We start from the raw sequence: 22409 nt of genomic DNA, 5'->3' as shown, positions 1-22409 counted from the left end.
GCGCCCCCTTTATCCACCGGCGCGAGTCTCCCTGCCCATGACCGAATTCGCCCTCATCCTGGTCAGCGCCATTCTGGTCAACAACTTCGTGTTGGTGCAGTTCCTTGGCCTCTGCCCGTTCATGGGGGTTTCGAAGAAGATCGAAACCGCCATCGGCCTGGCGCTGGCCACCACCTTCGTGCTGACCCTGGCCGCCATGTGCTGCTACCTGGTGCAGCAGTACGTGCTCAAGCCGCTGGATCTCGAGTTCCTCAAGACCATCACCTTCATCCTCGTGATCGCCGTGGTGGTGCAGTTCACCGAGATGGTGGTGAACAAGACCAGTCCCGTGCTGTACCGCGTGCTCGGCATCTTCCTGCCGCTGATCACCACCAACTGCATCGTGCTCGGTGTGGCCCTGCTCAACGCCAACAAGGCCGAGTTCACCTTCTTCACCGCCACCGCCAACGGCTTCGCCGCCGGCCTGGGCTTCTCCCTGGTGCTGGTGCTGTTCGCCGCCATGCGCGAACGCATCGCCATCGCCGACGTGCCCAAGCCGTTCCGCGGCGCGGCCATCGGCCTGGTCACCGCCGGCCTGATGTCGCTGGCGTTCATGGGCTTCACCGGATTGATCAAGCTATGAGTCTGGTCCTCATTGCCGTCGTTGCCCTGGCCGCGATCTGCCTGATCGCCGGCGCCATCCTCGGCTATGCCGCGGTGCGTTTCCGCGTCGAGGGCGACCCCATCGTCGAGCAGATCAACGCCCTGCTGCCGCAGACCCAGTGCGGCCAGTGCGGCTACCCGGGCTGCAAGCCCTACGCAGAGGCCATCGCCGGCGGCGACAAGATCAACAAGTGCCCGCCCGGCGGGCAGACCACCGTGCAGGCGCTGGCCGACCTGCTCGACGTCGAGGCCGAACCGCTCGACGCTGCCGGCGGCGAGAAGCCGCGCATGGTCGCCTTCATCCGCGAGGCCGAGTGCATCGGCTGCACCAAGTGCCTGCAGGCCTGCCCGGTCGACGCCATCGTCGGCGCGGCGCGGCAGATGCACACGGTGATCAAGGACGAGTGCACCGGCTGCGACCTGTGCGTGGAGCCCTGCCCGGTGGACTGCATCGACATGCTCGAGGTGGGCGGCAGCGTGCAGAACTGGAAGTGGGAGCGCCCGCTCCCGCCCGGCCAATTGATCGCCAGCGACCGGGAGCAGGCCGCATGAACGTACGCGCGAAGATCTGGGACATCCCCGGCGGCATCCATCCGCCGGAGCGCAAGGAACTGTCCAACCGCACGCCGATCCAGCCGGCGCCGCTGCCCAGGCAGCTGACCCTGCCGCTCAGCCAGCACATCGGCGCGCCGGCCGAGCCGTGCGTGGCGGTCGGCGAGCGGGTGCGCAAGGGCCAGAAGATCGCCGAGGCCACCGGCTTCGTCAGCGTCCCGGTGCATGCGCCGACCTCCGGCACCGTGACCTTCATCGGCCCGCAGCCCTACCCGCACGCCTCCGGCATGCTGGCACCGGCCATCGTCATCGAGGCCGACGGTCTGGACCAATGGTGCGAGCTGGCTCCCTGCGCCGACTTCCGCGCCCTGGCGCCCGAGGAGCTGCTGGAGAGGATCCGCGACGCCGGCATCAACGGCCTGGGCGGCGCCGGCTTCCCCACCGCGGTCAAGCTCACCGCGCGGCCGCAGCAGAAGATCCACACCCTGGTGATCAACGGCACCGAGTGCGAGCCGTACATCACCGCCGACGATGTGCTGATGCGCGAGAAGGCCGCCGAACTGGTGCTGGGCATCGACATCCTGGCCCAACTGATCCAGCCGGACGAGGTGCTGATCGGCATCGAGGACAACAAGCCCGAGGCCATCGCTGCGGTGCGCGCCGCCCTCGGCGAGCGCAGCTACCAGCTGCGCGTGTTCCCCACCAAGTACCCGTCGGGGGGCGAGCGGCAGCTGATCCAGATCCTCACCGGCCGCGAAGTGCCGGCCGGCGGCCTGCCGGCGGACATCGGCATGCTCTGCCAGAACGTCGGCACCGCGGTGGCGGTGCACGACGCCGTGGTGCTCGGCCGGCCGCTGATCGCGCGGATCGTCACCCTCACCGGCGAGGCCCTGGCCCGGCCGATGAACGTCGAGGCGCTGATCGGCACTCCGGTCGGCGAGCTGCTGGCCTTCGCCGGCCTCGACGCGAACAAGATGGACCGCCTGATCATGGGTGGACCGATGATGGGCTTCACCCTGCCGGCGCTCGACGTGCCGCTGGTCAAGACCACCAACTGCCTGCTGGCGCCGACGAGCAAGGAACTGCCGCCGCCGCCGCCGGCCATGCCGTGCATCCGCTGCGGCGAGTGCGCCCTGGCCTGCCCCGCCAGCCTGCTGCCGCAGCAGCTGCACTTCTTCGCCCTCGGCAGCGAGCACGAGCAGCTCAAGGCGCACAACCTGTTCGACTGCATCGAGTGCGGCGCCTGCGCCTACGTCTGCCCGTCGAGCATCCCGCTGGTGCAGTACTACCGGGCGGCCAAGGCGGAAATCCGCGAACTGGAGCAGAAGCAGCAGAAGGCCGAGCATTCCAAGCAGCGCTTCGAGCTGCGCCAGGAGCGCCTGCGCCGCGAGGAAGAGCGCAAGGAAGAGGAGCGCAAGGCGCGCGCCGAGAAAGCCGCACGCGCCAAGGCCGCCCAGGCCGAAACCGCCGCCAAGCCCGAGGAAGCTGCCGCACCGGCCGCCAGCGCGGCGAGCGAGGAACTCAAGCGCCTGAAGATCGAGGCCAGCATGGCCCAGGTGGCGCTGAAGAAGGCCGAGAAGCAGCTGGCCCAGCACGATACACCCGAACTGCACGCCCAGGTCGCCGAGCTGCGCGCCGCGCTGGAAGCCGCGCAGAAGGCCCTCGCCGCAGCCCAGGCCTCCGCTCCGGCCGCGCCCGCCGCCGCCAAGCCGGCCGGCGACGAAGCGCTGAAGAAGGCCAAGATCGAAGCCGCCATGCTCAAGGCGCAGATCCGCAAGCTGGAGAAGCTCGAGGCCCCTGACGAGGCCCAGCAGGCCGAACTGGCGAAGCTGCGCGAGCAGCTCGCCGCCGCCGACCAAGCGCTGGCCGCCGCCGAAAGCGCCGCGCCCGCTCCCGCCGCCGCCAAGCCGGCCGGCGACGAGGCCTTGAAGAAGGCCAAGATCGAGGCCGCCATGCTCAAGGCGCAGATCCGCAAGCTGGAGAAGCTCGAGGCCCCGGACGCCGAACAGCAGGCCGAGCTGGCCAGACTGCGCGAGCAGCAGGCGGCAGCGGAGAAGACCCTGGCCGCGCTGGAACAGCAGGCCGCCGCACCGGCGCCCGCAGCAGCTGCCGAGCCGGCCAAGGCCGAGATCGACCCGCTGAAGAAGGCCAAGGTCGAGCTGGCGATGAAGCGCGCCGAGCTGAAGAAGGCCGAGAAGGCCGGCGCCGACGAGAGCGAACTGGCCCGGCTGCGCGAGGCGCTGGCAGGCGCCGAGCAGGCCCTGCACGCCGCCGAGGACGCCTCGAACAAGCCGGCGCCGGAGCTGGTGCGCACCGACAAGCGCCCGGTCGACGAGGCCACCCGCGCCCTGAAGACCGAGGTCGCCTTCGCCCGCGCCGACCTGCGCAAGCTGGAGCGCGACGAGAACGCCGACCCGGCCGCGCTGGAGGCTGCTCGCGCGCGACTGGCCGAGGCCGAAGGCAGGCTGGCGGAGCAGCAGAGCACATGACCGTAGGGTGGGTTAGCCGCCTGCGGCGTAACCCACCAATGCCGGCGACAGCCGGCACACGCTGGCCGGCCTTGCAGCCGGGTGGTGGGTTACGGCCTTCGGCCTGCCCCACCCTACGAACCCCAAGATCATCGCCGGTCACCACCGGCAGGCGGAGGGCAACCTCCCCAGGCAAGCCCACAACGGAGCACCCATGGCCCTGCCCCGCATCACCTCGCCCCACGCCACGGGCCACAACCGTACCCAGAAGGTCATGCAGCTGGTGCTGCTGGCCACCGTGCCCGGCATCCTGGTGCTGACCTGGCTGTACGGCTTCGGCACGCTGATCAACCTCCTCTGGGCCAGCGCCGTCGCCCTCGGCTGCGAAGCCGCGGTGCTGCGCCTGCGCCGGCGCCCGGTGGCCTTCTTCCTGCGCGACTACAGCGCGGTGCTCACCGCCGTGCTGCTGGCCCTGGCCCTGCCGCCCTACTCGCCCTGGTGGCTGACCCTGGTGGCCACCGCCTTCGCCATCGTGTTCGGCAAGCAGCTGTTCGGCGGCCTCGGCCAGAATCCATTCAACCCGGCGATGCTCGGCTACGTGGTGGCGCTGATCTCCTTCCCGGTGGAGATGACCAGCTGGCCGGCGCCGCGCGGCTTCGAGGCGGTCAGCCCGACCCTCGGCCTGGTCGAGGGCCTGCAGCGCATCCTCGGCCTGACCGCCGGCCTGCCGGACGCCTGGACCCAGGCCACTGCGCTGGACGCGCTCAAGGTCAACAAGAGCCTGACCATCGCCGAGCTGTGGCAGAGCAACCCGGCGTTCGGCAGCCTCGGCGGCTACGGCGCCGAGGCGGTCAACCTGGCCTTCCTCGCCGGCGGCCTGTTCCTGCTGTACAAGCGGGTGTTCACCTGGCACGCGCCGGTCGGCATGCTCGCCGCCCTCGGCCTGATGAGCCTGCTGTTCTGGAACGGCTCGGGCTCCGACTCCAACGGCTCGCCGCTGTTCCACCTGCTCACCGGCGCCACCATGCTCGGCGCGTTCTTCATCGTCACCGACCCGGTGTCCGGCGCCACCAGCCTGCTCGGCCGGGTGATCTTCGGTGCCGGCGTCGGCATCCTCGCCTACGTGATCCGCACCTGGGGCGGCTACCCGGACGGCGTGGCCTTCGCCGTGCTGCTGATGAACCTGGCCGCGCCGACCATCGACTACTACACCCGTCCGCGCACCTACGGCCACCGCAAGCCGGAACGCGGCTTCAAGCTGGGAGACTGAGGCCATGCTGCCGGAAATGCCGCGCTCGATGCTGCGCAACGCCCTGATCCTCGGCCTGTTCGCCGTCGCCACCGTCGGCGTGGTAGCCGTCACCCAGCAGGGCACCGCCTCGCGCATCGCCGCTGCCGAACGCGAGGCGCAGGTGCGTGCGCTGGCCGAGATCCTGCCGCAGGGCAGCTACGACAACCACCTGCTGGACAACCGCCTGGACCTCGTCGACCCGCTGCTCGGCAGCGACAGGCCGTTGCCGGCCTACCTGGCGCTCAAGGGCGGCCAGCCCAGTGCCGTCATCCTCCAGGCCGTGGCTCCGGACGGCTACAGCGGCAGCATCCGCCTGCTGGTCGGCATCCACGCCGACGGCCGCCTGGCCGGCGTGCGCGTGCTCGCCCACAAGGAAACCCCGGGCCTGGGCGACAAGATCGAGCTGGCCAAGAGCCCCTGGGTGCTGGCCTTCAACGGCAAGTCGCTGGCCGACCCGGGCGAGGCCGGTTGGGGCGTGAAGAAGGACCAGGGCGTGTTCGACCAGTTCGCCGGCGCCACCATCACCCCGCGTGCGGTGGTCAAGGCGGTACACCACGCCCTGCAGTATTTCGACGGGCACAAGGCCGAGCTGTTCGCCCAGGCCGCCGCCCAACCGACGCCCGAACAGGAGCGCGCGCAATGAGCCAGAGCTACCGCGAAATCGCCGTCAACGGCCTGTGGAAGAACAACCCCGGCCTGGTCCAGCTGCTCGGCCTGTGCCCGCTGCTCGGCACCAGCAACTCGACGGTCAACGCCCTCGGCCTCGGCCTGGCCACCGCGCTGGTGCTGGCCTGCTCCAACGCCGCGGTGTCGAGCATCCGCAGCGTGACCCAGACCGCCGTGCGCCTGCCGGCCTTCGTGATGATCATCGCCGCGCTGACCACCTGCATCGAGCTGTTGATGCAGGCGTTCACCTACGAGCTGTACCAGATCCTCGGCATCTTCATCCCGCTGATCACCACCAACTGCGTGATCCTCGGCCGTGCCGACGGTTTCGCGGCGAAGAACGGCGTCGCCCGCTCGGCCTTCGACGGCCTGATGATGGGCACCGGCTTCGGCCTGGTGCTGCTGGCGCTCGGCGCCATCCGCGAGCTGCTCGGCACCGGCACGCTGTTCGCCAACATGGAGCTGCTGTTCGGCCCGATCGCCGCCAGCTGGGAACTCAACCTGTTCGGCAGCGACTACAAGGGCTTCCTGCTGGCCATCCTGCCGCCCGGCGCCTTCCTGGTGCTGGGCCTGCTGATCGCCGGCAAGAACATCCTCGACGAGCGCGCCGAAGAACGCGCCAGGGCCAGCCAGCCGGCTCCCGAGCCCGCACCGAGCCGCCGCGTGCGCGTCACCGGAGTGGTGGAATGAATGCGGCCAAGCGCGCGGAGATCTTCCGTCGCCTGAAAGAGGACAATCCCGAGCCGACCACCGAGCTGGAATACCAGAGCGTCTTCGAGCTGCTGGTGGCGGTGATCCTCTCCGCCCAGGCCACCGACGTCGGCGTCAACAAGGCCACCGCCAGGCTGTTCCCGGTGGCCAACACCCCGGAGGCGATCCACGCTCTCGGCGTCGAGGGCCTCGAGCAGTACATCAAGACCATCGGCCTGTACCGCAGCAAGGCGAAGAACGTCATCGAGGCCTGCCGCCTGCTCATCGAGCGCCACGACAGCGTGGTGCCGAGCACCCGCGAGGAGCTGGAGGCGCTGCCCGGGGTCGGCCGCAAGACCGCCAACGTGGTGCTCAACACCGCCTTCCGCCAGCCGGCCATGGCGGTCGACACCCACATCTTCCGGGTCAGCAACCGCACCGGCATCGCCCCCGGCAAGACCGTGCTGGAGGTGGAGAAGAAGCTGGTCAAGTTCGTGCCGAAGGAATACCTGCTCGACGCCCACCACTGGCTGATCCTGCACGGCCGCTACGTGTGCAAGGCGCGCAAGCCGCAGTGCGGCAGCTGCCGGATCGAGGATCTGTGCGAGTACAGGCACAAGACTTCCGATGATTGATCCGATATAGGATTCCTTCTCAGGCGATAAATAAATTCTTTTTTACCCTCCAGAATTTTGCCGCTATAAGGTGCGCAAAACGGTCCTCTGATCTCTGGAGTAGCAGTCATGGCCCAAGCCAAACCCGACCTCGACCTGGATGAAGACTTCGTCGTCGACGCCGAAGCGGATGACACCGACGCCAAGGATGCACCGACCAGCAAGAGCAACCTGGCCAAGCGCCGCGTGATCGACAACCTGCTGGAAGAGCGCCGCCTGAAGAAGCGGCTCGCCGACTACGACTTCGATCTGTAACCGCCCTCGCGTGCGGTCCGCGCCGCGCCCCTACCCTTGTCCTGCTTGCCAGCGCCCGGCCTCGCGCCGGGCGGGACTGTCCCTGCCGGCCGGCACTTTGCCACGCCCCTCGCGCGCCGTACAATCGCCCCCCTCTCGCACGAGGCCCCGCCCCGTGCCCTGCAGCATACGGACGGCGCTGCGCCGCCGTCGAAGACTGCAGCGCAGCGGTGTCCGGAACCACCGCGAGACAGTCCATGAGCAATGCCACCACCTCCCCACGCCCGCTACTGCAGCGGCTCGCCCGCACCAGCCTGGTCACCCAAATCGTCATCGGCCTGATCGCCGGCATCCTGCTCGCGCTGATCTCCCCGCAGGCAGGCCAGTCCGTCGGTTTCGTCGGCAACCTGTTCGTCGCGGCGCTCAAGGCCGTGGCGCCGCCACTGGTGTTCCTGCTGGTGACCTCGGCCATCGCCAGCCACAAGCGCGGCCAGCAGACCCACATCCGCCCGGTGCTGGTCCTCTACCTGATCAGCACCCTGGCCGCAGCCCTGGTCGGCGTGAGCGCCAGCTTCCTGTTCCCCTCGACCCTGGTGCTGAACGGCACGGGCGCCGAGGCCAGCGCTCCCGGCGGCATCGGCGAGGTGCTGGCCGCGCTGCTGGGCAGCCTGCTCACCAACCCGGTGCGCGCCCTGCTCGACGCCAACTTCATCGGCATCCTGGCCTGGGCCATCGGCCTGGGCATCGCGCTGCGCCACGGCAGCGACACCACCCGTACCGTGCTGCACGACCTGTCCCACGGCGTGTCGGAGATCGTCCGCGTGGTGATCCGCTTCGCCCCGCTGGGCGCCTTCGGCCTGGTCGCCGCGGCGCTGGCCGAGGCCGGCCTCGACGCGCTGCTCGGCTACGCCCGCCTGCTGGCGGTGCTGGTCGGCTGCATGCTGCTGGTCGCCCTGGTGGTCAACCCGCTGATCGTGTACTGGAAGATCCGCCGCAACCCCTACCCGCTGGTGCTGACCTGCCTGCGCGAGAGCGGCATCACCGCCTTCTTCACCCGCAGCTCGGCGGCCAACATCCCGGTCAACCTGCAGCTGTGCGAGCGCCTGGGCCTGCACGAGGACACCTACTCGGTATCGATCCCGCTGGGCGCCACCATCAACATGGCCGGCGCGGCCATCACCATCAGCGTGCTGACCCTGGCCGCGGTGCACACCCTGGGCATCGCCGTGGACATCCCCACCGCCCTGCTGCTCTGCGTGATCGCCTCGATCAGCGCCGCCGGCGTCTCCGGCGTGGCCGGCGGCTCGCTGCTGCTGATCCCGCTGGCCACCAGCCTGTTCGGCATCCCCAGCGAGATCGCCATGCAGGTGGTGGCCATCGGCTTCATCATCAGCATCGTCCAGGACTCCACCGAGACCGCGCTGAACTCCTCCACCGACGTGCTGCTCACCGCTGCCGCCTGCATGGCGAAGCGGGACTGACCGCCCGCCCCCCGTGCCTCCGCGCAGGCTGCACGGGCTCCGAACTCAGGCGCCGGTCGAAGGGAACACCAGGACGAAGCAGGTACCGTCGGCATCGCTGCTCACCCGCACGCTGCCGCCGTGCAGCTGCATGATCGAGCGCACGATGGCCAGGCCGAGGCCGCCGGTGTCGCCCGGCTGGGCGCGCGAAGGGTCGCAGCGGTAGAAGCGCTCGAACAGCCGCGGCAGGTGTTCGGCGCCGATCGGCTCGCCCGCGTTGTGTACGGCGATCTCCAGCGCCGTCGCCGTGCGCCGGCTGTCGATGCTCACCGCCGTGCCCGGCGTGGCGTGGCGCAGGGCGTTGGCCAGCAGGTTGGCCAGCGCCCGGCGCAGCAGCTGGGGATCGGCCTGCAGGCTGCCCTGCGCGCGGTTGAGCAGGCGCAGCTCGCGCTCCTCGGCCATGCCCTCGAAGTACTCGCAGAGCTGCTCGGCCAGCCCGTGCAGGTCGACCGCCTCGCGACTGACCGAGGCCTGCGGCTGCTCGGTGCGGGCGAGGAACAGCATGCTGTCGATCATCCGCGCCAGCCGCTCGTATTCCTCCAGGCAGGAGGCCAGCAGGTTCTCATACTCCTCCGCCGTGCGCGGCTGGCGCAGGGTCTGCTGGGTCTGGCCCATCAGGTTGCCCAGCGGCGTGCGCATCTCGTGGGCTAGGTCCTCGGAAAAGCGCGACAGCTGGGCGAAGCCGTCCTCCAGGCGGGCGAGCATGCGGTCGAGGGCGACGCTCAGGCCGCGCAGCTCGCTGACCTGCTCGCCGCCGGCCAGGCGCAGGTGCAGGTGCTGCACGTCGATGCCCTCGGCGCGCGCCGCCAGCCGGCGCAGCGGACCCAGGGCGCGCTGGCTGACCGCCCAGCCGAGCAGGAAGGCCAGCAGCGCGCCGACCGCCAGCGCCAGCCACAGCTTGAGGCGGTAGGCGGCGAGCATCTGCCCACGCTCGGCGAGCAGCTTGCCGGCGACCAGGGTCAGCGCGCCGTCCTCGCCGGCCACCTGCAGCCAGGCCAGTCGCGCGCTGCCGTCGGCGCTGTCGGCCAGGCGCACCTGCGCCGTCGCCGGCAGGCGCGGCAGCGCCAGTTGCGCCGGGTTGACCTCGATCAGCGCGCGACCCTCGGCGTCGAGCAGCCACAGCAGGCTGTCGCGGTTGCCGAGCATGTTGCCGTACAGCTGCGGACGCTGGCGCAGCGCATCGATGCTGGCGCTGTCGTCGAGCAGCCCGCGCATGCGCTCCAGGCGGCCGAGCAGCGCCTGGTCGTCGCGCCAGGCGATCTCGCGCTCCAGCGAGGCGTACAGGTAGAAGCCGATGACGCCGAGCAGCAGCACGCCGACCAGGGCGAACAGCAGCGCCAGGCGCAGGCTCAGGGCGCGCGGCCACAGCCTCACTGCGCCACCTCCAGCACGTAGCCCATGCCGCGCACGGTGTGGATCAGCTTGCACGGATAGGGATCGTCGACCTTGGCGCGCAGGCGGCGGATCGCCACGTCGACCACGTTGGTGTCGCTGTCGAAGTTCATCTGCCAGACCTGCGAGGCGATGAAGGCGCGCGACAGCACCTCGCCCTCGCGGCTGAGCAGCAGGTGCAGCAGGGCGAACTCCTTGTTGGTCAGGTTGAGGCGCTCGCCGCCGCGGGTCACCCGGCGGCGCAGCAGGTCGAGCTCGAGGTCGGCGACCTGGAAGCGCTCGACCTCGCGCGGCGGGCCGCGGCGCAGCAGGCTGCGTACCCGCGCCAGCAGCTCGGCGTAGGAGAACGGCTTGACCAGGTAGTCGTCGGCGCCCAGCTCCAGGCCGCGCACCCGGTCCTCCACCGCGTCGCGGGCGGTGAGGAACAGCACCGGGGTCGGCGCGCGGCGGCGGATTTCCTGCAGCAGCTGCCAGCCGTCCAGGCCCGGCAGCATGACGTCGAGGATGATCAGGTCGAACTCGTTCTCGCGGATCAGGTGCAGGCCGTCCAGGCCGTCGCGCGCCACCTCGACCAGATAGCCGTCCTCGCTCAGGCCCCGTCCCAGGTAGTCCGCCGTCTTCGCCTCGTCTTCCACCACCAGTATGCGCATCGTCGCCTCCTCCTCGCTGGCGCATAGGCTAGGCCTTCGCGCGTGTTTCGCCCATTACAAAGCGGTAATCCGCCGGCAATCGGTTTGAGCGGCAGCGCCTGCGAGGATGGCGACCGTTCCCAGCACAGCCACGGAGAAGCCCATGTCCCAGCGTATCGCCCTGTTGCCCCTGCCCGGCCTCGTCCTGTGCGTCGCCAGTGCGCTGGCCGCACCGGCCGGCGTCGCCGAACGCGCCGACGTATCCCTCGAGCTGGCCAACCGCCTGCTCGACGCCACCCTCGCCGCCTGCCATGCCGACGGCCGCACCGCGGTGGCCGCGGTGCTCGACCGCGGCGGCAACCTGGTCGCCCTGCAGCGCGACGACAACGTCGGCCCGCACAACACCCTGGCCGCGCAGCGCAAGGCCTACACCGCGCTGTCGACCAAGACCCCCAGCGGCCTGCTCGCCGAACGCGCCCGCAGCAATCCCGAGGCGGCCAACCTCAACACCCTGGACGAGCTGCTGCTGCTCGGCGGCGGCCTGCCGCTGAAGGTCGGCGACCAGGTGATCGGTGCCATCGGCGTGGCCGGCGCCGGCGGCGCGGCCAACGACGAGGCCTGCGCCCGGCAGGCCATCGACCGCGTCCTTACGCAAACCCTCTGAACCCTGCCAATCCACTGACCGAGGAGATCCTCCATGACCCTGTTCAAGCAACTCTGCGCCGGCGCCCTGCTCGCCAGCCTGTCCTCCCTGGCGCTGGCCGCCGGCAACCCGCTCAGCGTGCACGTGCTCAACCTGGAGAACGGCCTGCCCTCGCCGGGCGTCGAGGTGACCCTGGAGAAGCAGGCCGGCAACGCCTGGCAGGCACTGAACAGCGCCACCACCAACGAGCAGGGCCGCATCCCCGCGCTGTTCCCGGAAGGCAAGACGCTGGAGAAGGGCACCTACCGGGTGACCTTCAAGACCGGCGAGTGGTTCGCCGAGCACAAGGCCGCGACCTTCTTCCCCGAGGTGCCGGTGATCTTCAGCGCCGATGGCAGCGTGCCGCACTACCACATCCCGCTGCTGCTCAGCCCCTACGGCTACTCGACCTATCGCGGCAACTGATCCCTTCCACCACCGCACCTGCCCCGTCGAACGCCGACGGCGGCAGGTGCCCCGCCTCATACAGGTTCGACCATGAACATGCGCCTCATCGCCCTGCCCCTGCTGCTGATCGCCGGCCTAGCCCAGGCCGAGGACAGCAACGTGCAGCCCTACCGCTATGGCAGCCAACCGGACATCGCGCGGGTACTGCGGATCGACAAGCCGGCCAGCCCGCGCTGCGAGGTCGTCACCGCGGTGATGACCTACCGCGACTCGACCGACGACCTGCGCCGGCTGTCCTACCTCACCACCTCCGAGGCCTGCACGCGGCAGAACTGAGTGGCCGCCCCGAAACGACGAAGCCCCGCACATCTGGCGGGGCTTCGTCGTTGCGGACGTTTCAGTCCTTGCGCTGCGGCGACAGCAGCTCGATCTTGTAGCCGTCAGGATCCTCGACGAACGCCAGGATGCTCGAGCCGTGCTTCATCGGCCCCGGCTCACGGGTGATCCTGCCGCCGCGGGCACGGATATCCTCGCAGGCCTTGTAGACGTCCTCGACTTCCAGGGCGATGTGGCCGTAGCCGGTGCCCAGCTCGTAGCTGTCGACGCCCCAGTTGTAGGTCAGCTCGATCACGCTGTTCTCGGCCTCGTTGCCGTAGCCGACGAAGGCCAGGGTGAACTGGCCGTCCGGGTAGTCCTTGCGGCGCAGCAGGGTCATGCCCAGCACTTCGGTGTAGAAGGCGATCGACTTGTCCATATCGCCAACCCGCAGCATGGTGTGCAGCAGTCTCATCGGGATTCTCCTTGGTCGGTTGCGCAGGAGCCGGATTCTACCCTGTTGTCGCGCTGCCCATGCAGTGCCGCTGGCGTCAGCGGCCGCCGAGCTGCCGCAGACGCTCGGCCGTGGGCGGATGAGTGGAGAGGTAGCTCGACCAGCCATCCTCCGTCGCCTCGCAGCGCCCGGGCTGCGGGCATTTGCGCACGTCCTGCTCCAGGCGCATCAGCATGCTGCCCAGCAGGGCCGGATCGATACCCTGGCTGACCATAAGCTCGGCGGCGAAGCGGTCCGCCTCGTGCTCGAAATCGCGCGAGTAACCGAGCTGGGTCAGAATCACCGGTATGCCGGCGATCAGCGACGATACCGAAGACAGGTCGCCGGTCACCGTCATCGCCAGCAGGCCGAGTGCCGAACCCTGCAGGACCTGACGCAGGCCGTGACGACGCTCGATGTGGCCGATCTCGTGGGCCAGCACGCCGAGCAGTTCCTCGTCGCGCTCGGCCAGCCTCACCAGTTGGTCGGTGAAGACCACCGTGCCCGAGGGCAGCGCGAAGGCGTTCGCGCCCAACTCGGCGGCCGCCTTGCGGAACTCGAGGCGGATCGGCAGGCCGCTGCTCGCCATCATCGCCGCGAAGCGCTGGCGCAGCCGCGCCTGCTCCCCGGCGGGCAACTCGGAAGGAAACAGCAGCTCGTCGTCGAGCAGCTCGAGCACCCCCTCGCCGACCTGCCGACTGACCGTCGCCGGCAGGGCGAAGGCGGTGGCTTCGGCCAGTTGGGGGATGCCATGACGGACGCCGCCCCAGACGAAGGCGACGGTCACCAGCAGGCCGAGCAGCACGTAGCGCAGGCTGGACTCCAGGCGATGCACCAGGCCATGCCGGCGGCCCTGGCCGGCGAGCAGCCGGTCGACGCCGGCGTTGTCGGCGGTCTCGAAGCAGGCGCCGTCGGCGAAGCGCAGCATGCGCGGCGTGCTGCCCAGCCGCGAACTGACCACCACCTCGGCCAGCGGCAGCGGCCCGGCCAGCAGCTCGTCACCTGCGGTCACCCGCAGGCGACCGGCGGCGCACAGCAGCCTGGCCGCCACCGGCCGTGACGAGGTTCCGGCGAACCAGGTACCGGCCAGCACGTGCTCGGCCGCTGCGCTCACAGGGCCAGTTCCACGTCGAACATCTCGCCGAGTTCGCCGCCGAGGGAGGACACCTCCTCGCGCCGGGCGGCGACAAAGCCGTCGAGATCGTCGCAGGCGACCAGCGTCATGTGCTCGGCGGCGTAGCGCGCGGTGCGCACCCTCGCCCATGGATAGAACAGGCCCAGCGTCAGCAGCGTACCGAGCATGTTGCCCAGCATCAGGCGGATGAAGCTGCCCAGCTCGTAGCGCGCGGCCAGGCGGTTGTCGCCGAGCACCAGGTTGCCGTAGACGAGGTTGGTGAACCTGACGCTGAAGAAGGCGAACATCAGCAGATAGCCCGTCACCGCCACGACCGGCACCAGCACCGGCACCAGACCGCGTACCACGCCCAGCAGCAGAGCGGTCAGGACGCCGATGCCCAGCATCGCCAGGAAGGCCATGTAGAACGGACGCGCCCCGACGTCGAGCTCGAAACGCGCGGTGCCATAGCGGCTGTTGCCAGCGATGAAGCTCTGCTGCTTGTGCATGGTCAGCGGCGTCAGGATGCCCAGGGTCAGCGCGCTCAGCAGCGGCCACACCAGGAAGACCATCGCCGCTTCGCCATAGCGGCCATCGAAGCCGAAACGCACCCCGCGCCAGGCGCTGTTGCTGTTGCGGAAGCTCAGCCCGCGCACGACGATCCACGGCAGCGCGGCGATGAACAGCAGACTCACCAGCAGTCCGAGCGCCACCGAGAACTCGCCGACGACGGAGTAGATCAGCAGGCAGGCGAAGGCGATCAGCCGTCCCTTGAGGATCTTCAGCGGATCGGCCAGGTAATCGAAGCTGCTGCCGTCCAGCTGGGTGTTGCCGTAGAAGTAGCGCTGCGTGCGCACCTTGGCCCAGGCCGAATAGATGCCCAGGGTGACGATGGACAGCAGGATGTTGACGATCCAGATGCGGAAGAACTCGAAGCCGTTGCCGTTGAACTGGAAGGGCAGCTGCCGCCGCGCGGCCGGCCGGTCCGCCGGGGCATCCACGCCGGCCTTGAGCGGCGGAATGTCCGCAGCGCGTGGCGACACGCCATCGAAGACCACCCTTTCGCGCGGGCTGCCCGCCCGCCCAGACCCGGGCCGCTCGTGCGGAGCGTCGTCGTCCGGCCTGACGATCGCAAGCTGCACAGCCGCCGGCCGCACTCCCGCGCCGGCGCCCTGCGCTGGCGGCGGCGCAGCGGGCCGGACTGCGCTCGGCGGCTGGCCGGCCATGCGCTCCACGCCCGTGGCCGCACCGATGCGCTGCAAGGCACTGCTGTAGCGCCTGGCCTCGTCCTGGCCGAGCCCCTTCTTCAGCACCACGCGTGGCTGGGTGAACAGTTGCTCCAGGCGCTCGCCGCTCAGCCCGAACAGGCGGGCGAAGCTTGCCTGCACCTGCTCCCTGCTGAACCCCTCGAGCACCTCGCCCTTGAATACGACTGCATAGACCGCGTCCGTCATCGGCACCTCTCCCCGGAGGCCAGATCCCTTGCCACTCATCGAGTGCCGGAAGAAGGCCGCCCCTCCCCAGTGCCGACGAGCGCGCCGCCCGGTCGGGGACTGCGTCGCATGTCGGGGGGAAAAGGTCGGAAAGCTTCCATTCGACACCGATTCCTTGCTGGTGCGCTTGCGCCATGTCGGCAGCCCGCACGCAGCGACGGCCCATCATACGGCCAGTGGCGCAGTCCTCCAAACACCGGAAGTCCCGCACAGGCAACCCCGTGGCGGCCAACCGCCCGGCCGGCCCCCCTGAAAACAAGAACCCCGGCGCGGGCCGGGGTTCTTGTGCAGCAGACGCAGTCGCTTAGTTCAGCGGGCTGCGGCCCTTGCCGGCGGCGATGCGCATGCGCAGCGCGTTGAGCTTGATGAAGCCCGCGGCGTCGGCCTGGTTGTAGGCGCCGGCATCGTCCTCGAAGGTGGCGATGTTGGCGTCGAACAGCGAGTCGTCGGACTTGCGGCCGACCACGATGACGTTGCCCTTGTACAGCTTCAGGCGCACCACGCCGTTCACGCTGGCCTGGGAGGCGTCGATCATCTGCTGCAGCATCAGACGCTCCGGGCTCCACCAGTAGCCGTTGTAGATCAGGCTGGCGTACTTGGGCATCAGCTCGTCTTTCAGGTGGGCCACTTCGCGGTCGAGGGTGATCGACTCGATGGCGCGGTGGGCCTTGAGCATGATGGTGCCGCCGGGGGTCTCGTAGCAGCCGCGCGACTTCATGCCGACGTAGCGGTTCTCGACGATGTCGAGACGGCCGATGCCGTTCTCGCCGCCGACCTTGTTCAGCTGGGTCAGCACCTGGGCCGGGGTCAGCTCGACGCCGTCGATGGCAACGATGTCACCGGCGCGGTAGGTCAGCTCGATGTAGGTCGGCACGTCCGGAGCCTTCTCCGGGGACTTGGTCCAGCGCCACATGTCCTCTTCGTGCTCGGTCCAGGTGTCCTCCAGCACGCCGCCCTCGTAGGAGATGTGCAGCAGGTTGGCGTCCATGGAGTACGGCGACTTCTTCTTGCCGTGGCGCTCGATCGGGATGGCATGCTTCTCGGCATAGTCCATCAGCTTCTCGCGCGACAGCAGGTCCCACTCGCGCCAGGGGGCGATGACCTTGACGCCCGGCTTCAGCGCGTAGGCGCCCAGCTCGAAGCGCACCTGGTCGTTGCCCTTGCCGGTGGCGCCGTGGGAGATGGCGTCGGCGCCGGTGGCGTTGGCGATCTCGATCAGGCGCTTGGCGATCAGCGGACGGGCGATGGAGGTGCCCAGCAGGTACTCGCCTTCGTACACGGTGTTGGCGCGGAACATCGGGAACACGAAGTCGCGCACGAACTCTTCGCGCAGGTCGTCGATGAAGATTTCCTTGACGCCCAAGGCCTGGGCCTTGGCACGCGCCGGCTCCACTTCCTCGCCCTGACCCAGGTCAGCGGTGAAGGTCACCACTTCGCAGTTGTAGGTATCCTGCAGCCACTTGAGGATCACCGAGGTGTCCAGGCCACCGGAATAGGCCAGAACTACCTTTTTCACGTCCGCCATTCGTTACTCCACGGGGGGTTGCTACGAAAAGAGGCATTCTAGCCCCGCCTCCGGCGAATTTACAGGGGAACGGGCCGCCCAGCGGGGCGCCGCGTGACCGTCCGGCGGCTTTTCGGTAGCATCGTGCCCCACGAGTCATCCCGCCTGGAATTCCCCGCATGTCCGACCGCCTGACCCTGCTGCGTCCCGACGACTGGCACATCCACCTGCGCGACGGCGCCGCCCTGGCGCACACCGTGCCCGACGCCGCGCGCACCTTCGGCCGCGCCATCATCATGCCCAACCTGGTGCCGCCGGTGCGCAACGCCGAGCAGGCCGCGGCCTACCGCGAGCGCATCCTGGCCCAGCGTCCGGCCGGCAGCCGCTTCGAGCCGCTGATGGTGCTCTACCTCACCGACAAGACCAGTCCCGAGGAGATCCGCGCGGCCAAGGCCGGCGGTCTGGTGCACGCCGCCAAGCTGTACCCGGCCGGCGCCACCACCAACTCGGATTCGGGCGTCACCAGCATCGACAACATCTTCCCGGTGCTGGAGGCGATGGCCGAGGTCGGCCTGCCGCTGCTGGTGCACGGCGAGGTGACCCACGCCGACATCGACGTGTTCGACCGCGAGAAGCGCTTCATCGACGAGAACCTCAGCCGCGTGGTGCAGCGCTTCCCGACCCTCAAGGTGGTGTTCGAGCACATCACCACCGGCGATGCCGCGCAGTTCGTGCTGGAGGCGCCGGCCAACGTCGCCGCCACCATCACCGCCCACCACCTGCTGTACAACCGCAACCACATGCTGGTCGGCGGCATCCGTCCGCACTTCTATTGCCTGCCGATCCTCAAGCGCAACACCCACCAGCAGGCCCTGCTGGACGCCGCCACCAGCGGCAACCCGAAGTTCTTCCTCGGCACCGACTCGGCGCCGCACGCCCGCCACGCCAAGGAAGCCGCCTGCGGCTGCGCCGGCTGCTACACCGCCTATGCGGCCATCGAGCTGTACGCCGAGGCCTTCGACAGCCGCGGCGCGCTGGACAGGCTGGAAGGCTTCGCCAGTTGCTTCGGCCCGGACTTCTACGGCCTACCGCGCAACAGCGACCGCATCACCCTGGTGCGCGAGGACTGGGTGGCGCCGACCGAGCTGCACTTCGGCGAGCAGCAACTGGTGCCGCTGCGCGCCGGCGAAAAGATCCGCTGGCGCGTGCTGGAGGGCCAGGCATGAGCGAGCAGATCGACTACGAGGACTTCGAGCAGGAACCCCACGCCGGCGGCTTCAAGCCGCCGATGGCGCGGCGCTTCCGCGGCTTCCTGCCGGTGGTGGTGGACGTCGAGACCGGCGGCTTCAACAGCGCCACCGACGCCCTGCTGGAAATCGCCGCCACCACCATCGCCATGGACGACGACGGCTTCCTCTATCCCGAGCACACCTACTTCTACCGGGTGGAGCCGTTCGAGGGCGCCAACATCGAGCAGGCCGCGCTGGACTTCACCGGCATCAAGCTCGGCCACCCGCTGCGCATGGCGGTGAGCGAGGAGCAGGCGCTTGGCGAGATCTTCAAGGGCGTGCGCAAGTCGCTGAAATCCAGCGGCTGCAAGCGCGCCGTGCTAGTCGGCCACAACGCCAGCTTCGACCTCGGCTTCCTCAATGCCGCGGTCAACCGCACCGGGATCAAGCGCAACCCGTTCCACCCGTTCTCCAGCTTCGACACCGCGACGCTGGCCGGCCTCGCCTACGGCCAGACCGTGCTGGCCAAGGCCTGCCAGGCGGCGGACATTGCGTTCGACAACCGCGAGGCGCACAACGCCCGCTACGACACCGAGAAGACCGCCGAGCTGTTCTGCGGCATCGTCAACCGCTGGAAGGAACTGGGCGGCTGGATCGACTTCGACGAGTGATCGATACCCAGTCCAGCGATATGGAGAACCCGGCCCCGGCCGGGTTTTTCATGCCCGCAATCCGGATGCCAACCCGCTCGGGCGGGCGACAAATGGTCATCTCTCGTGTTTGACAATACTTCTCATTAAAACTAGGATCGACGCATCAACCACTTGCCGCAGGTAGCGCCATGTACGTCTGTCTTTGCTTGGGTGTGACCGACCACCAGATTCGCGACGCCATCTACGAGGGCTGCTGCAGCTACCGTCAGGTGCGCGAGGCGACCGGCGTCGGCACCCAGTGCGGCAAGTGCGCCTGCGAAGCCAAGAAGCTGGTGCGCCACACCATCCATGACGTGCACCAGGCCCAGCTCGCCCTCGCCCATCCGGTCGCCTTCGCCGCCGCCTGAGCGCGCCCGCTCCCGCCGCATCCCCTCCAGCGCCGCCACCCGGCGGCGCTTGCAGACTCCTGCATTTGACAGCCTCCCGGCCCCGACACAGACTGATGCGTCAGTCATCACAGTCAAGGCGGACCCCCGGCATGAAAGGCGACAAGAAGGTCATCCAGCACCTGAACAAGATCCTCGGCAACGAGCTGATCGCGATCAACCAGTACTTCCTGCACGCGCGTATGTACGAGGACTGGGGCCTGGACAAGCTTGGCAAGCACGAGTACCACGAGTCCATCGACGAGATGAAGCATGCCGACAAGCTGACCAAGCGCATCCTGTTCCTCGAGGGCCTGCCCAACCTGCAGGACCTCGGCAAGCTGCTGATCGGCGAGAACACCAAGGAAATGCTCGAGTGCGACCTCAAGCTGGAGCAGAAGGGCCTGGTCGACCTCAAGGAGGCCATCGCCTACTGCGAGAGCGTCGGCGACTACGGCAGCCGCGAACTGCTGGAAGACATCCTCGAGTCCGAGGAGGAGCACATCGACTGGCTGGAAACCCAGCTCGGCCTGATCGAGAAGGTCGGCCTGGAGAACTACCTGCAGTCGCAGATGGACGAGTGATTCCCCGCCCCAACGAAAAGGCCCCTCGAACGAGGGGCCTTTTCATTTCCGGATATGTCGGACGCTCACTCGCCCTTGTGCACCGCGGCCTTGATCAGCGGCTGCAGTTCGCCCTTCTGGTGCATCTCGAGGATGATGTCGCTGCCGCCGATCAGCTCGCCGTCGACCCACAGCTGCGGGAAGGTCGGCCAGTTGGCGTACTTCGGCAGGTTGGCGCGGATCTCCGGGTGCTGCAGGATGTCGACGTAGGCGAACTTCTCGCCACAGGCCATCACCGCCTGCGAGGCGCGCGCGGAGAAGCCGCACTGCGGCGCGTTGGGCGAGCCCTTCATGTACAGCAGGACGGGGTTGCTGGAGATCTGCTCTTTGATGGTTTCGATGATGTCCATGGTCTACCTCGGCTGAAGTTTCCCGGCCCGGGGCCGGCAGGATGGGCCGATTGTAACCAAATCCCGTGCACGGCGCTCGGTCTTGCGCGCCGGCGGCAACTGCGGCGAAATGCCCGTGAGTGGCGCATTGCACAAGCCGTGCTGACGCCCCGTGCAGCCGGGCGTACCGGTTTGCGCAGCCGCGCAATTTCCTTATAAGATCGGTTTCTTTTCTCGAGTACCGCACAGTGCGGTCCCGCCGCAGTTCTCGTCCGTTTTTATTCGAAGTCGGTCATCTCTGCGGCCTGTCTTGACCAGGTAGTGAATAATGAGTGTACGGCACTTTCTCTCGTTGATGGACTGCACGCCCCAGGAGCTGGCCAGCCTGATTCGCCGAGGCATCGAGCTGAAAGATCTGCGCAACCGCAGCGTACTCTACGAGCCCCTGAAGAACCGCGTGCTGGGCATGATCTTCGAGAAGGCCTCGACCCGCACCCGCCTGTCCTTCGAGGCCGGCATGATCCAGCTCGGCGGCCAGGCCATCTTCCTGTCGCCGCGCGACACCCAGCTCGGCCGCGGCGAGCCGATCAGCGACTCGGCCATCGTCATGTCGCGCATGCTCGACGCGGTGATGATCCGCACCTACGCGCACCAGAACGTCCTCGACTTCGCCGCCTACTCCAGCGTGCCGGTGATCAACGGCCTGACCGACGACCTGCACCCCTGCCAGCTGCTGGCCGACATGCAGACCTTCCAGGAGCACCGCGGCTCCATCCAGGGCAAGACCGTGGCCTGGGTCGGCGACGGCAACAACATGTGCAACACCTACGCCCAGGCGGCGGTGCAGTTCGACTTCCAGCTCAGGGTCGCCTGCCCGGAGGGCTACGAGCCCAAGCAGGAATTCCTCGACCAGGCCGACGGCCGGGTGACCATCCTGCGCGACCCGCGCGAGGCGGTGGCCGGCGTCCACCTGGTGAGCACCGACGTGTGGGCCTCGATGGGCCAGGAAGAGGAGGCCGCGGCGCGCATGCAGCGCTTCGCGCCCTACCAGGTCAGCCGCCAGCTGCTCGACCACGCCGCCAGCGACGTGCTGTTCATGCACTGCCTGCCGGCGCACCGCGGCGAGGAGATCAGCGTCGACCTGCTCGACGACCCGCGCTCGGTGGCCTGGGACCAGGCGGAGAACCGCCTGCACGCGCAGAAGGCGCTGCTCGAGTTCCTGGTCGAACACGCCTACCCCGCCTAACGCACAAGGACCCGCCGGCGATGCCCCACAGACTGCTGCTGCAACTGCGCGACCTGGCCTGCGGCTACCACGGACAGCAGGTGGTGCAGCAGCTCAACCTGCACCTCAACGCCGGCGACATCGGTTGCCTGCTCGGCCCCTCGGGCTGCGGCAAGACCACCACCCTGCGCGCCATCGCCGGTTTCGAGCCGGTGCACGCCGGCTCCATCGCGCTGGCCGGCGAGGTGATCTCCAGCCCCGGCTTCACCCTGGCCCCGGAGAAGCGCCGCATCGGCATGGTGTTCCAGGACTATGCGCTGTTCCCGCACCTGACGGTGCTGGAGAACATCGCCTTCGGCATCCGCCAGCACCCGGAGCGCGAGCGCATCGCCACCGAGATGCTCGAACTGGTGCAGCTCGGCCCGCTGGGCAAGCGCTACCCCCACGAGCTGTCCGGCGGCCAGCAGCAGCGCGTCGCCCTGGCCCGCGCGCTGGCGCCCGAGCCGCGCCTGCTGCTGCTCGACGAGCCGTTCTCCAACCTCGACGTCGAGCTGCGCCGCAGCCTCAGCCACGAGGTGCGCGAGATCCTCAAGTCGCGCGGCACCAGCGCCATCCTGGTCACCCACGACCAGGAGGAAGCCTTCGCCGTCTGCGACCAGGTCGGCGTGTTCAACAACGGCCGCCTGGAGCAGTGGGACACCCCGTTCAACCTCTACCACGAGCCGCTGACCCCTTTCGTCGCCAGCTTCGTCGGCCAGGGCTACTTCGTCCGCGGCCAGATGCTCACCCCCGACACGGTGCAGACCGAGCTGGGCGTGATCCGCGGCAACCGCGCCTACCAGTGGGCGCCGGGCAGCGCGGTGGACATGCTGCTGCGCCCGGACGACATCGTCCACGTGCCGGACAGCCCACTCAGGGCGTGCATCGTCGGCAAGTCGTTCCTCGGCGCCGCCACCCTGTACCGCCTGCAACTGCCCACCGGCACCCGCCTCGAGGCGCTGTTCCCCAGCCACGAGGATCACCGCATCGGCGAGGACGTCGGCATCCAGATCGCCGCCGAGCACCTGGTCGCCTTCCCCGCCCAGGGCAGCATCGCCACCCAGCAGGCGCGCGCGGAAGCCTCCGCCCAGCTCTGACCCGCCAGGCAGTCCCGATTCC

Annotated in this window: 25 protein-coding genes; 18 read left to right on the top strand and 7 right to left on the bottom strand. The window is 68.9% G+C overall.

Annotation, left to right across the window (positions count from 1 at the left end):
- Positions 1-37 precede the first annotated feature (37 nt).
- The 9 genes from rsxA (at position 38) to sstT (ending at position 8698) form a co-directional block, all read left to right on the top strand.
- Positions 38-622, top strand: coding sequence for an electron transport complex subunit RsxA (gene rsxA / locus SK095_RS21000; RefSeq protein ID WP_136489234.1), 585 nt, complete (start codon positions 38-40; stop codon positions 620-622).
- A complete protein-coding gene (rsxB, locus tag SK095_RS20995; RefSeq protein ID WP_136489235.1) occupies positions 619-1194 on the top strand; it encodes an electron transport complex subunit RsxB in 576 nt (191 codons plus the stop codon). The genes rsxA and rsxB overlap by 4 nt, the downstream gene beginning before the upstream one ends.
- Positions 1191-3683, top strand: coding sequence for an electron transport complex subunit RsxC (gene rsxC, locus SK095_RS20990; RefSeq protein ID WP_320547403.1), 2493 nt, complete (start codon positions 1191-1193; stop codon positions 3681-3683). Before rsxB ends, rsxC begins: the two co-directional genes overlap by 4 nt.
- A gap of 193 nt (positions 3684-3876) precedes the next feature.
- Entirely contained in the window at positions 3877-4932 is a 1056-nt protein-coding gene (gene rsxD / locus SK095_RS20985) for an electron transport complex subunit RsxD (protein ID WP_320547402.1), read from the top strand.
- 4 nt (positions 4933-4936) lie between these two features.
- Entirely contained in the window at positions 4937-5596 is a 660-nt protein-coding gene (gene rsxG / locus SK095_RS20980; RefSeq protein WP_320547401.1) for an electron transport complex subunit RsxG, read from the top strand.
- Positions 5593-6309 carry an electron transport complex subunit E gene (locus tag SK095_RS20975; RefSeq protein ID WP_136489239.1) on the top strand — a complete coding sequence of 239 codons (717 nt, stop codon included), beginning with the start codon at positions 5593-5595 and terminating at the stop codon, positions 6307-6309. Before rsxG ends, SK095_RS20975 begins: the two co-directional genes overlap by 4 nt.
- The gene (gene nth / locus SK095_RS20970; protein ID WP_136489240.1) at positions 6306-6944 is read left to right on the top strand and encodes an endonuclease III; all 639 of its coding nucleotides are present in this window, start codon (positions 6306-6308) and stop codon (positions 6942-6944) included. Before SK095_RS20975 ends, nth begins: the two co-directional genes overlap by 4 nt.
- 108 nt (positions 6945-7052) lie before the next feature.
- Positions 7053-7238, top strand: a complete 186-nt coding sequence (locus tag SK095_RS20965) for a PA3496 family putative envelope integrity protein (RefSeq protein ID WP_136489241.1) — start codon at positions 7053-7055, stop codon at positions 7236-7238.
- Between the two features lie 236 nt (positions 7239-7474).
- A complete protein-coding gene (gene sstT, locus SK095_RS20960; protein ID WP_320547400.1) occupies positions 7475-8698 on the top strand; it encodes a serine/threonine transporter SstT in 1224 nt (407 codons plus the stop codon).
- 45 nt (positions 8699-8743) lie between these two features.
- Here the strand turns inward: sstT and SK095_RS20955 are convergent, their stop codons facing one another.
- Positions 8744-10111, bottom strand: a complete 1368-nt coding sequence (locus tag SK095_RS20955; protein ID WP_320547399.1) for a heavy metal sensor histidine kinase — start codon at positions 10109-10111, stop codon at positions 8744-8746.
- Positions 10108-10779 (bottom strand): heavy metal response regulator transcription factor, encoded by a 672-nt coding sequence (locus SK095_RS20950; RefSeq protein ID WP_320547398.1) that lies wholly within the window; start codon positions 10777-10779, stop codon positions 10108-10110. Before SK095_RS20950 ends, SK095_RS20955 begins: the two co-directional genes overlap by 4 nt.
- Before the next feature lie 142 nt (positions 10780-10921).
- Between SK095_RS20950 and SK095_RS20945 the strand changes: the two genes are divergently transcribed.
- The 3 genes from SK095_RS20945 (at position 10922) to SK095_RS20935 (ending at position 12184) form a co-directional block, all read left to right on the top strand.
- Positions 10922-11422 carry a heme-binding protein gene (locus SK095_RS20945; RefSeq protein ID WP_320547397.1) on the top strand — a complete coding sequence of 167 codons (501 nt, stop codon included), beginning with the start codon at positions 10922-10924 and terminating at the stop codon, positions 11420-11422.
- Between the two features lie 33 nt (positions 11423-11455).
- Positions 11456-11866, top strand: a complete 411-nt coding sequence (gene uraH / locus SK095_RS20940; RefSeq protein ID WP_320547396.1) for a hydroxyisourate hydrolase — start codon at positions 11456-11458, stop codon at positions 11864-11866.
- A gap of 72 nt (positions 11867-11938) precedes the next feature.
- Complete coding sequence (locus SK095_RS20935) at positions 11939-12184, top strand: DUF2790 domain-containing protein (RefSeq protein WP_320547395.1); 246 nt, start codon at positions 11939-11941, stop codon at positions 12182-12184.
- A 61-nt stretch (positions 12185-12245) separates the two neighbouring features.
- On the opposite strand, the gene gloA is transcribed toward SK095_RS20935, so the two are convergent.
- From gloA to SK095_RS20915, 4 genes are all read right to left on the bottom strand, one after another.
- Positions 12246-12638, bottom strand: a complete 393-nt coding sequence (gene gloA, locus SK095_RS20930; RefSeq protein ID WP_136489248.1) for a lactoylglutathione lyase — start codon at positions 12636-12638, stop codon at positions 12246-12248.
- A gap of 76 nt (positions 12639-12714) precedes the next feature.
- Positions 12715-13770, bottom strand: coding sequence for a M48 family metallopeptidase (locus SK095_RS20925; protein ID WP_320547394.1), 1056 nt, complete (start codon positions 13768-13770; stop codon positions 12715-12717).
- Positions 13767-15224 carry a YjgN family protein gene (locus SK095_RS20920; protein ID WP_320547393.1) on the bottom strand — a complete coding sequence of 486 codons (1458 nt, stop codon included), beginning with the start codon at positions 15222-15224 and terminating at the stop codon, positions 13767-13769. The genes SK095_RS20925 and SK095_RS20920 overlap by 4 nt, the downstream gene beginning before the upstream one ends.
- A 343-nt stretch (positions 15225-15567) precedes the next feature.
- Positions 15568-16788 (bottom strand): argininosuccinate synthase, encoded by a 1221-nt coding sequence (locus SK095_RS20915; RefSeq protein ID WP_136488834.1) that lies wholly within the window; start codon positions 16786-16788, stop codon positions 15568-15570.
- Positions 16789-16946: 158 nt separating this feature from the next.
- On the opposite strand from SK095_RS20915, the gene pyrC reads away from it, so the two are divergent.
- The 4 genes from pyrC (at position 16947) to bfr (ending at position 19658) form a co-directional block, all read left to right on the top strand.
- Complete coding sequence (gene pyrC / locus SK095_RS20910; RefSeq protein ID WP_320547392.1) at positions 16947-17993, top strand: dihydroorotase; 1047 nt, start codon at positions 16947-16949, stop codon at positions 17991-17993.
- Entirely contained in the window at positions 17990-18667 is a 678-nt protein-coding gene (gene rnt, locus SK095_RS20905; protein ID WP_320547391.1) for a ribonuclease T, read from the top strand. Before pyrC ends, rnt begins: the two co-directional genes overlap by 4 nt.
- 170 nt (positions 18668-18837) lie before the next feature.
- Positions 18838-19056, top strand: a complete 219-nt coding sequence (locus SK095_RS20900) for a bacterioferritin-associated ferredoxin (RefSeq protein ID WP_136488831.1) — start codon at positions 18838-18840, stop codon at positions 19054-19056.
- Between the two features lie 131 nt (positions 19057-19187).
- Positions 19188-19658, top strand: a complete 471-nt coding sequence (bfr, locus tag SK095_RS20895) for a bacterioferritin (RefSeq protein ID WP_136488830.1) — start codon at positions 19188-19190, stop codon at positions 19656-19658.
- 65 nt (positions 19659-19723) lie between these two features.
- Here the strand turns inward: bfr and grxD are convergent, their stop codons facing one another.
- Positions 19724-20047 (bottom strand): Grx4 family monothiol glutaredoxin, encoded by a 324-nt coding sequence (gene grxD / locus SK095_RS20890; protein ID WP_320547390.1) that lies wholly within the window; start codon positions 20045-20047, stop codon positions 19724-19726.
- Positions 20048-20354: 307 nt separating this feature from the next.
- Here grxD and argF point away from each other — a divergent pair, with 307 nt between their 5' ends.
- Together argF and SK095_RS20880 are read left to right on the top strand one after the other, a co-directional pair.
- Positions 20355-21272, top strand: a complete 918-nt coding sequence (gene argF, locus SK095_RS20885) for an ornithine carbamoyltransferase (RefSeq protein ID WP_320547389.1) — start codon at positions 20355-20357, stop codon at positions 21270-21272.
- Between the two features lie 20 nt (positions 21273-21292).
- Entirely contained in the window at positions 21293-22387 is a 1095-nt protein-coding gene (locus SK095_RS20880; protein ID WP_320547388.1) for an ABC transporter ATP-binding protein, read from the top strand.
- Positions 22388-22409 lie beyond the last annotated feature (22 nt).

The organism is Pseudomonas sp. AN-1 (assembly GCF_034057115.1).
Classification (GTDB): Bacteria; Pseudomonadota; Gammaproteobacteria; order Pseudomonadales; family Pseudomonadaceae; genus Geopseudomonas.
The sequence above is the reverse complement of the archived record's forward strand: the minus strand, read 5'-3'. Positions and strand labels throughout refer to the sequence as shown.

What these genes read in the sequence shown, in the direction of transcription:
- rsxA (WP_136489234.1), top strand. Translation starts at nt 38, where the DNA reads ATGACCGAATTCGCCCTCATCCTGGTCAGCGCCATTCTGGTCAACAAC.
- rsxB (WP_136489235.1), top strand. Translation starts at nt 619, where the DNA reads ATGAGTCTGGTCCTCATTGCCGTCGTTGCCCTGGCCGCGATCTGCCTG.
- rsxC (WP_320547403.1), top strand. Translation starts at nt 1,191, where the DNA reads ATGAACGTACGCGCGAAGATCTGGGACATCCCCGGCGGCATCCATCCG.
- rsxD (WP_320547402.1), top strand. Translation starts at nt 3,877, where the DNA reads ATGGCCCTGCCCCGCATCACCTCGCCCCACGCCACGGGCCACAACCGT.
- rsxG (WP_320547401.1), top strand. Translation starts at nt 4,937, where the DNA reads ATGCTGCCGGAAATGCCGCGCTCGATGCTGCGCAACGCCCTGATCCTC.
- SK095_RS20975 (WP_136489239.1), top strand. Translation starts at nt 5,593, where the DNA reads ATGAGCCAGAGCTACCGCGAAATCGCCGTCAACGGCCTGTGGAAGAAC.
- nth (WP_136489240.1), top strand. Translation starts at nt 6,306, where the DNA reads ATGAATGCGGCCAAGCGCGCGGAGATCTTCCGTCGCCTGAAAGAGGAC.
- SK095_RS20965 (WP_136489241.1), top strand. Translation starts at nt 7,053, where the DNA reads ATGGCCCAAGCCAAACCCGACCTCGACCTGGATGAAGACTTCGTCGTC.
- sstT (WP_320547400.1), top strand. Translation starts at nt 7,475, where the DNA reads ATGAGCAATGCCACCACCTCCCCACGCCCGCTACTGCAGCGGCTCGCC.
- SK095_RS20950 (WP_320547398.1), bottom strand. Translation starts at nt 10,779, where the DNA reads ATGCGCATACTGGTGGTGGAAGACGAGGCGAAGACGGCGGACTACCTG.
- SK095_RS20945 (WP_320547397.1), top strand. Translation starts at nt 10,922, where the DNA reads ATGTCCCAGCGTATCGCCCTGTTGCCCCTGCCCGGCCTCGTCCTGTGC.
- uraH (WP_320547396.1), top strand. Translation starts at nt 11,456, where the DNA reads ATGACCCTGTTCAAGCAACTCTGCGCCGGCGCCCTGCTCGCCAGCCTG.
- SK095_RS20935 (WP_320547395.1), top strand. Translation starts at nt 11,939, where the DNA reads ATGAACATGCGCCTCATCGCCCTGCCCCTGCTGCTGATCGCCGGCCTA.
- gloA (WP_136489248.1), bottom strand. Translation starts at nt 12,638, where the DNA reads ATGAGACTGCTGCACACCATGCTGCGGGTTGGCGATATGGACAAGTCG.
- SK095_RS20920 (WP_320547393.1), bottom strand. Translation starts at nt 15,224, where the DNA reads ATGACGGACGCGGTCTATGCAGTCGTATTCAAGGGCGAGGTGCTCGAG.
- SK095_RS20915 (WP_136488834.1), bottom strand. Translation starts at nt 16,788, where the DNA reads ATGGCGGACGTGAAAAAGGTAGTTCTGGCCTATTCCGGTGGCCTGGAC.
- pyrC (WP_320547392.1), top strand. Translation starts at nt 16,947, where the DNA reads ATGTCCGACCGCCTGACCCTGCTGCGTCCCGACGACTGGCACATCCAC.
- rnt (WP_320547391.1), top strand. Translation starts at nt 17,990, where the DNA reads ATGAGCGAGCAGATCGACTACGAGGACTTCGAGCAGGAACCCCACGCC.
- SK095_RS20900 (WP_136488831.1), top strand. Translation starts at nt 18,838, where the DNA reads ATGTACGTCTGTCTTTGCTTGGGTGTGACCGACCACCAGATTCGCGAC.
- bfr (WP_136488830.1), top strand. Translation starts at nt 19,188, where the DNA reads ATGAAAGGCGACAAGAAGGTCATCCAGCACCTGAACAAGATCCTCGGC.
- grxD (WP_320547390.1), bottom strand. Translation starts at nt 20,047, where the DNA reads ATGGACATCATCGAAACCATCAAAGAGCAGATCTCCAGCAACCCCGTC.
- argF (WP_320547389.1), top strand. Translation starts at nt 20,355, where the DNA reads ATGAGTGTACGGCACTTTCTCTCGTTGATGGACTGCACGCCCCAGGAG.
- SK095_RS20880 (WP_320547388.1), top strand. Translation starts at nt 21,293, where the DNA reads ATGCCCCACAGACTGCTGCTGCAACTGCGCGACCTGGCCTGCGGCTAC.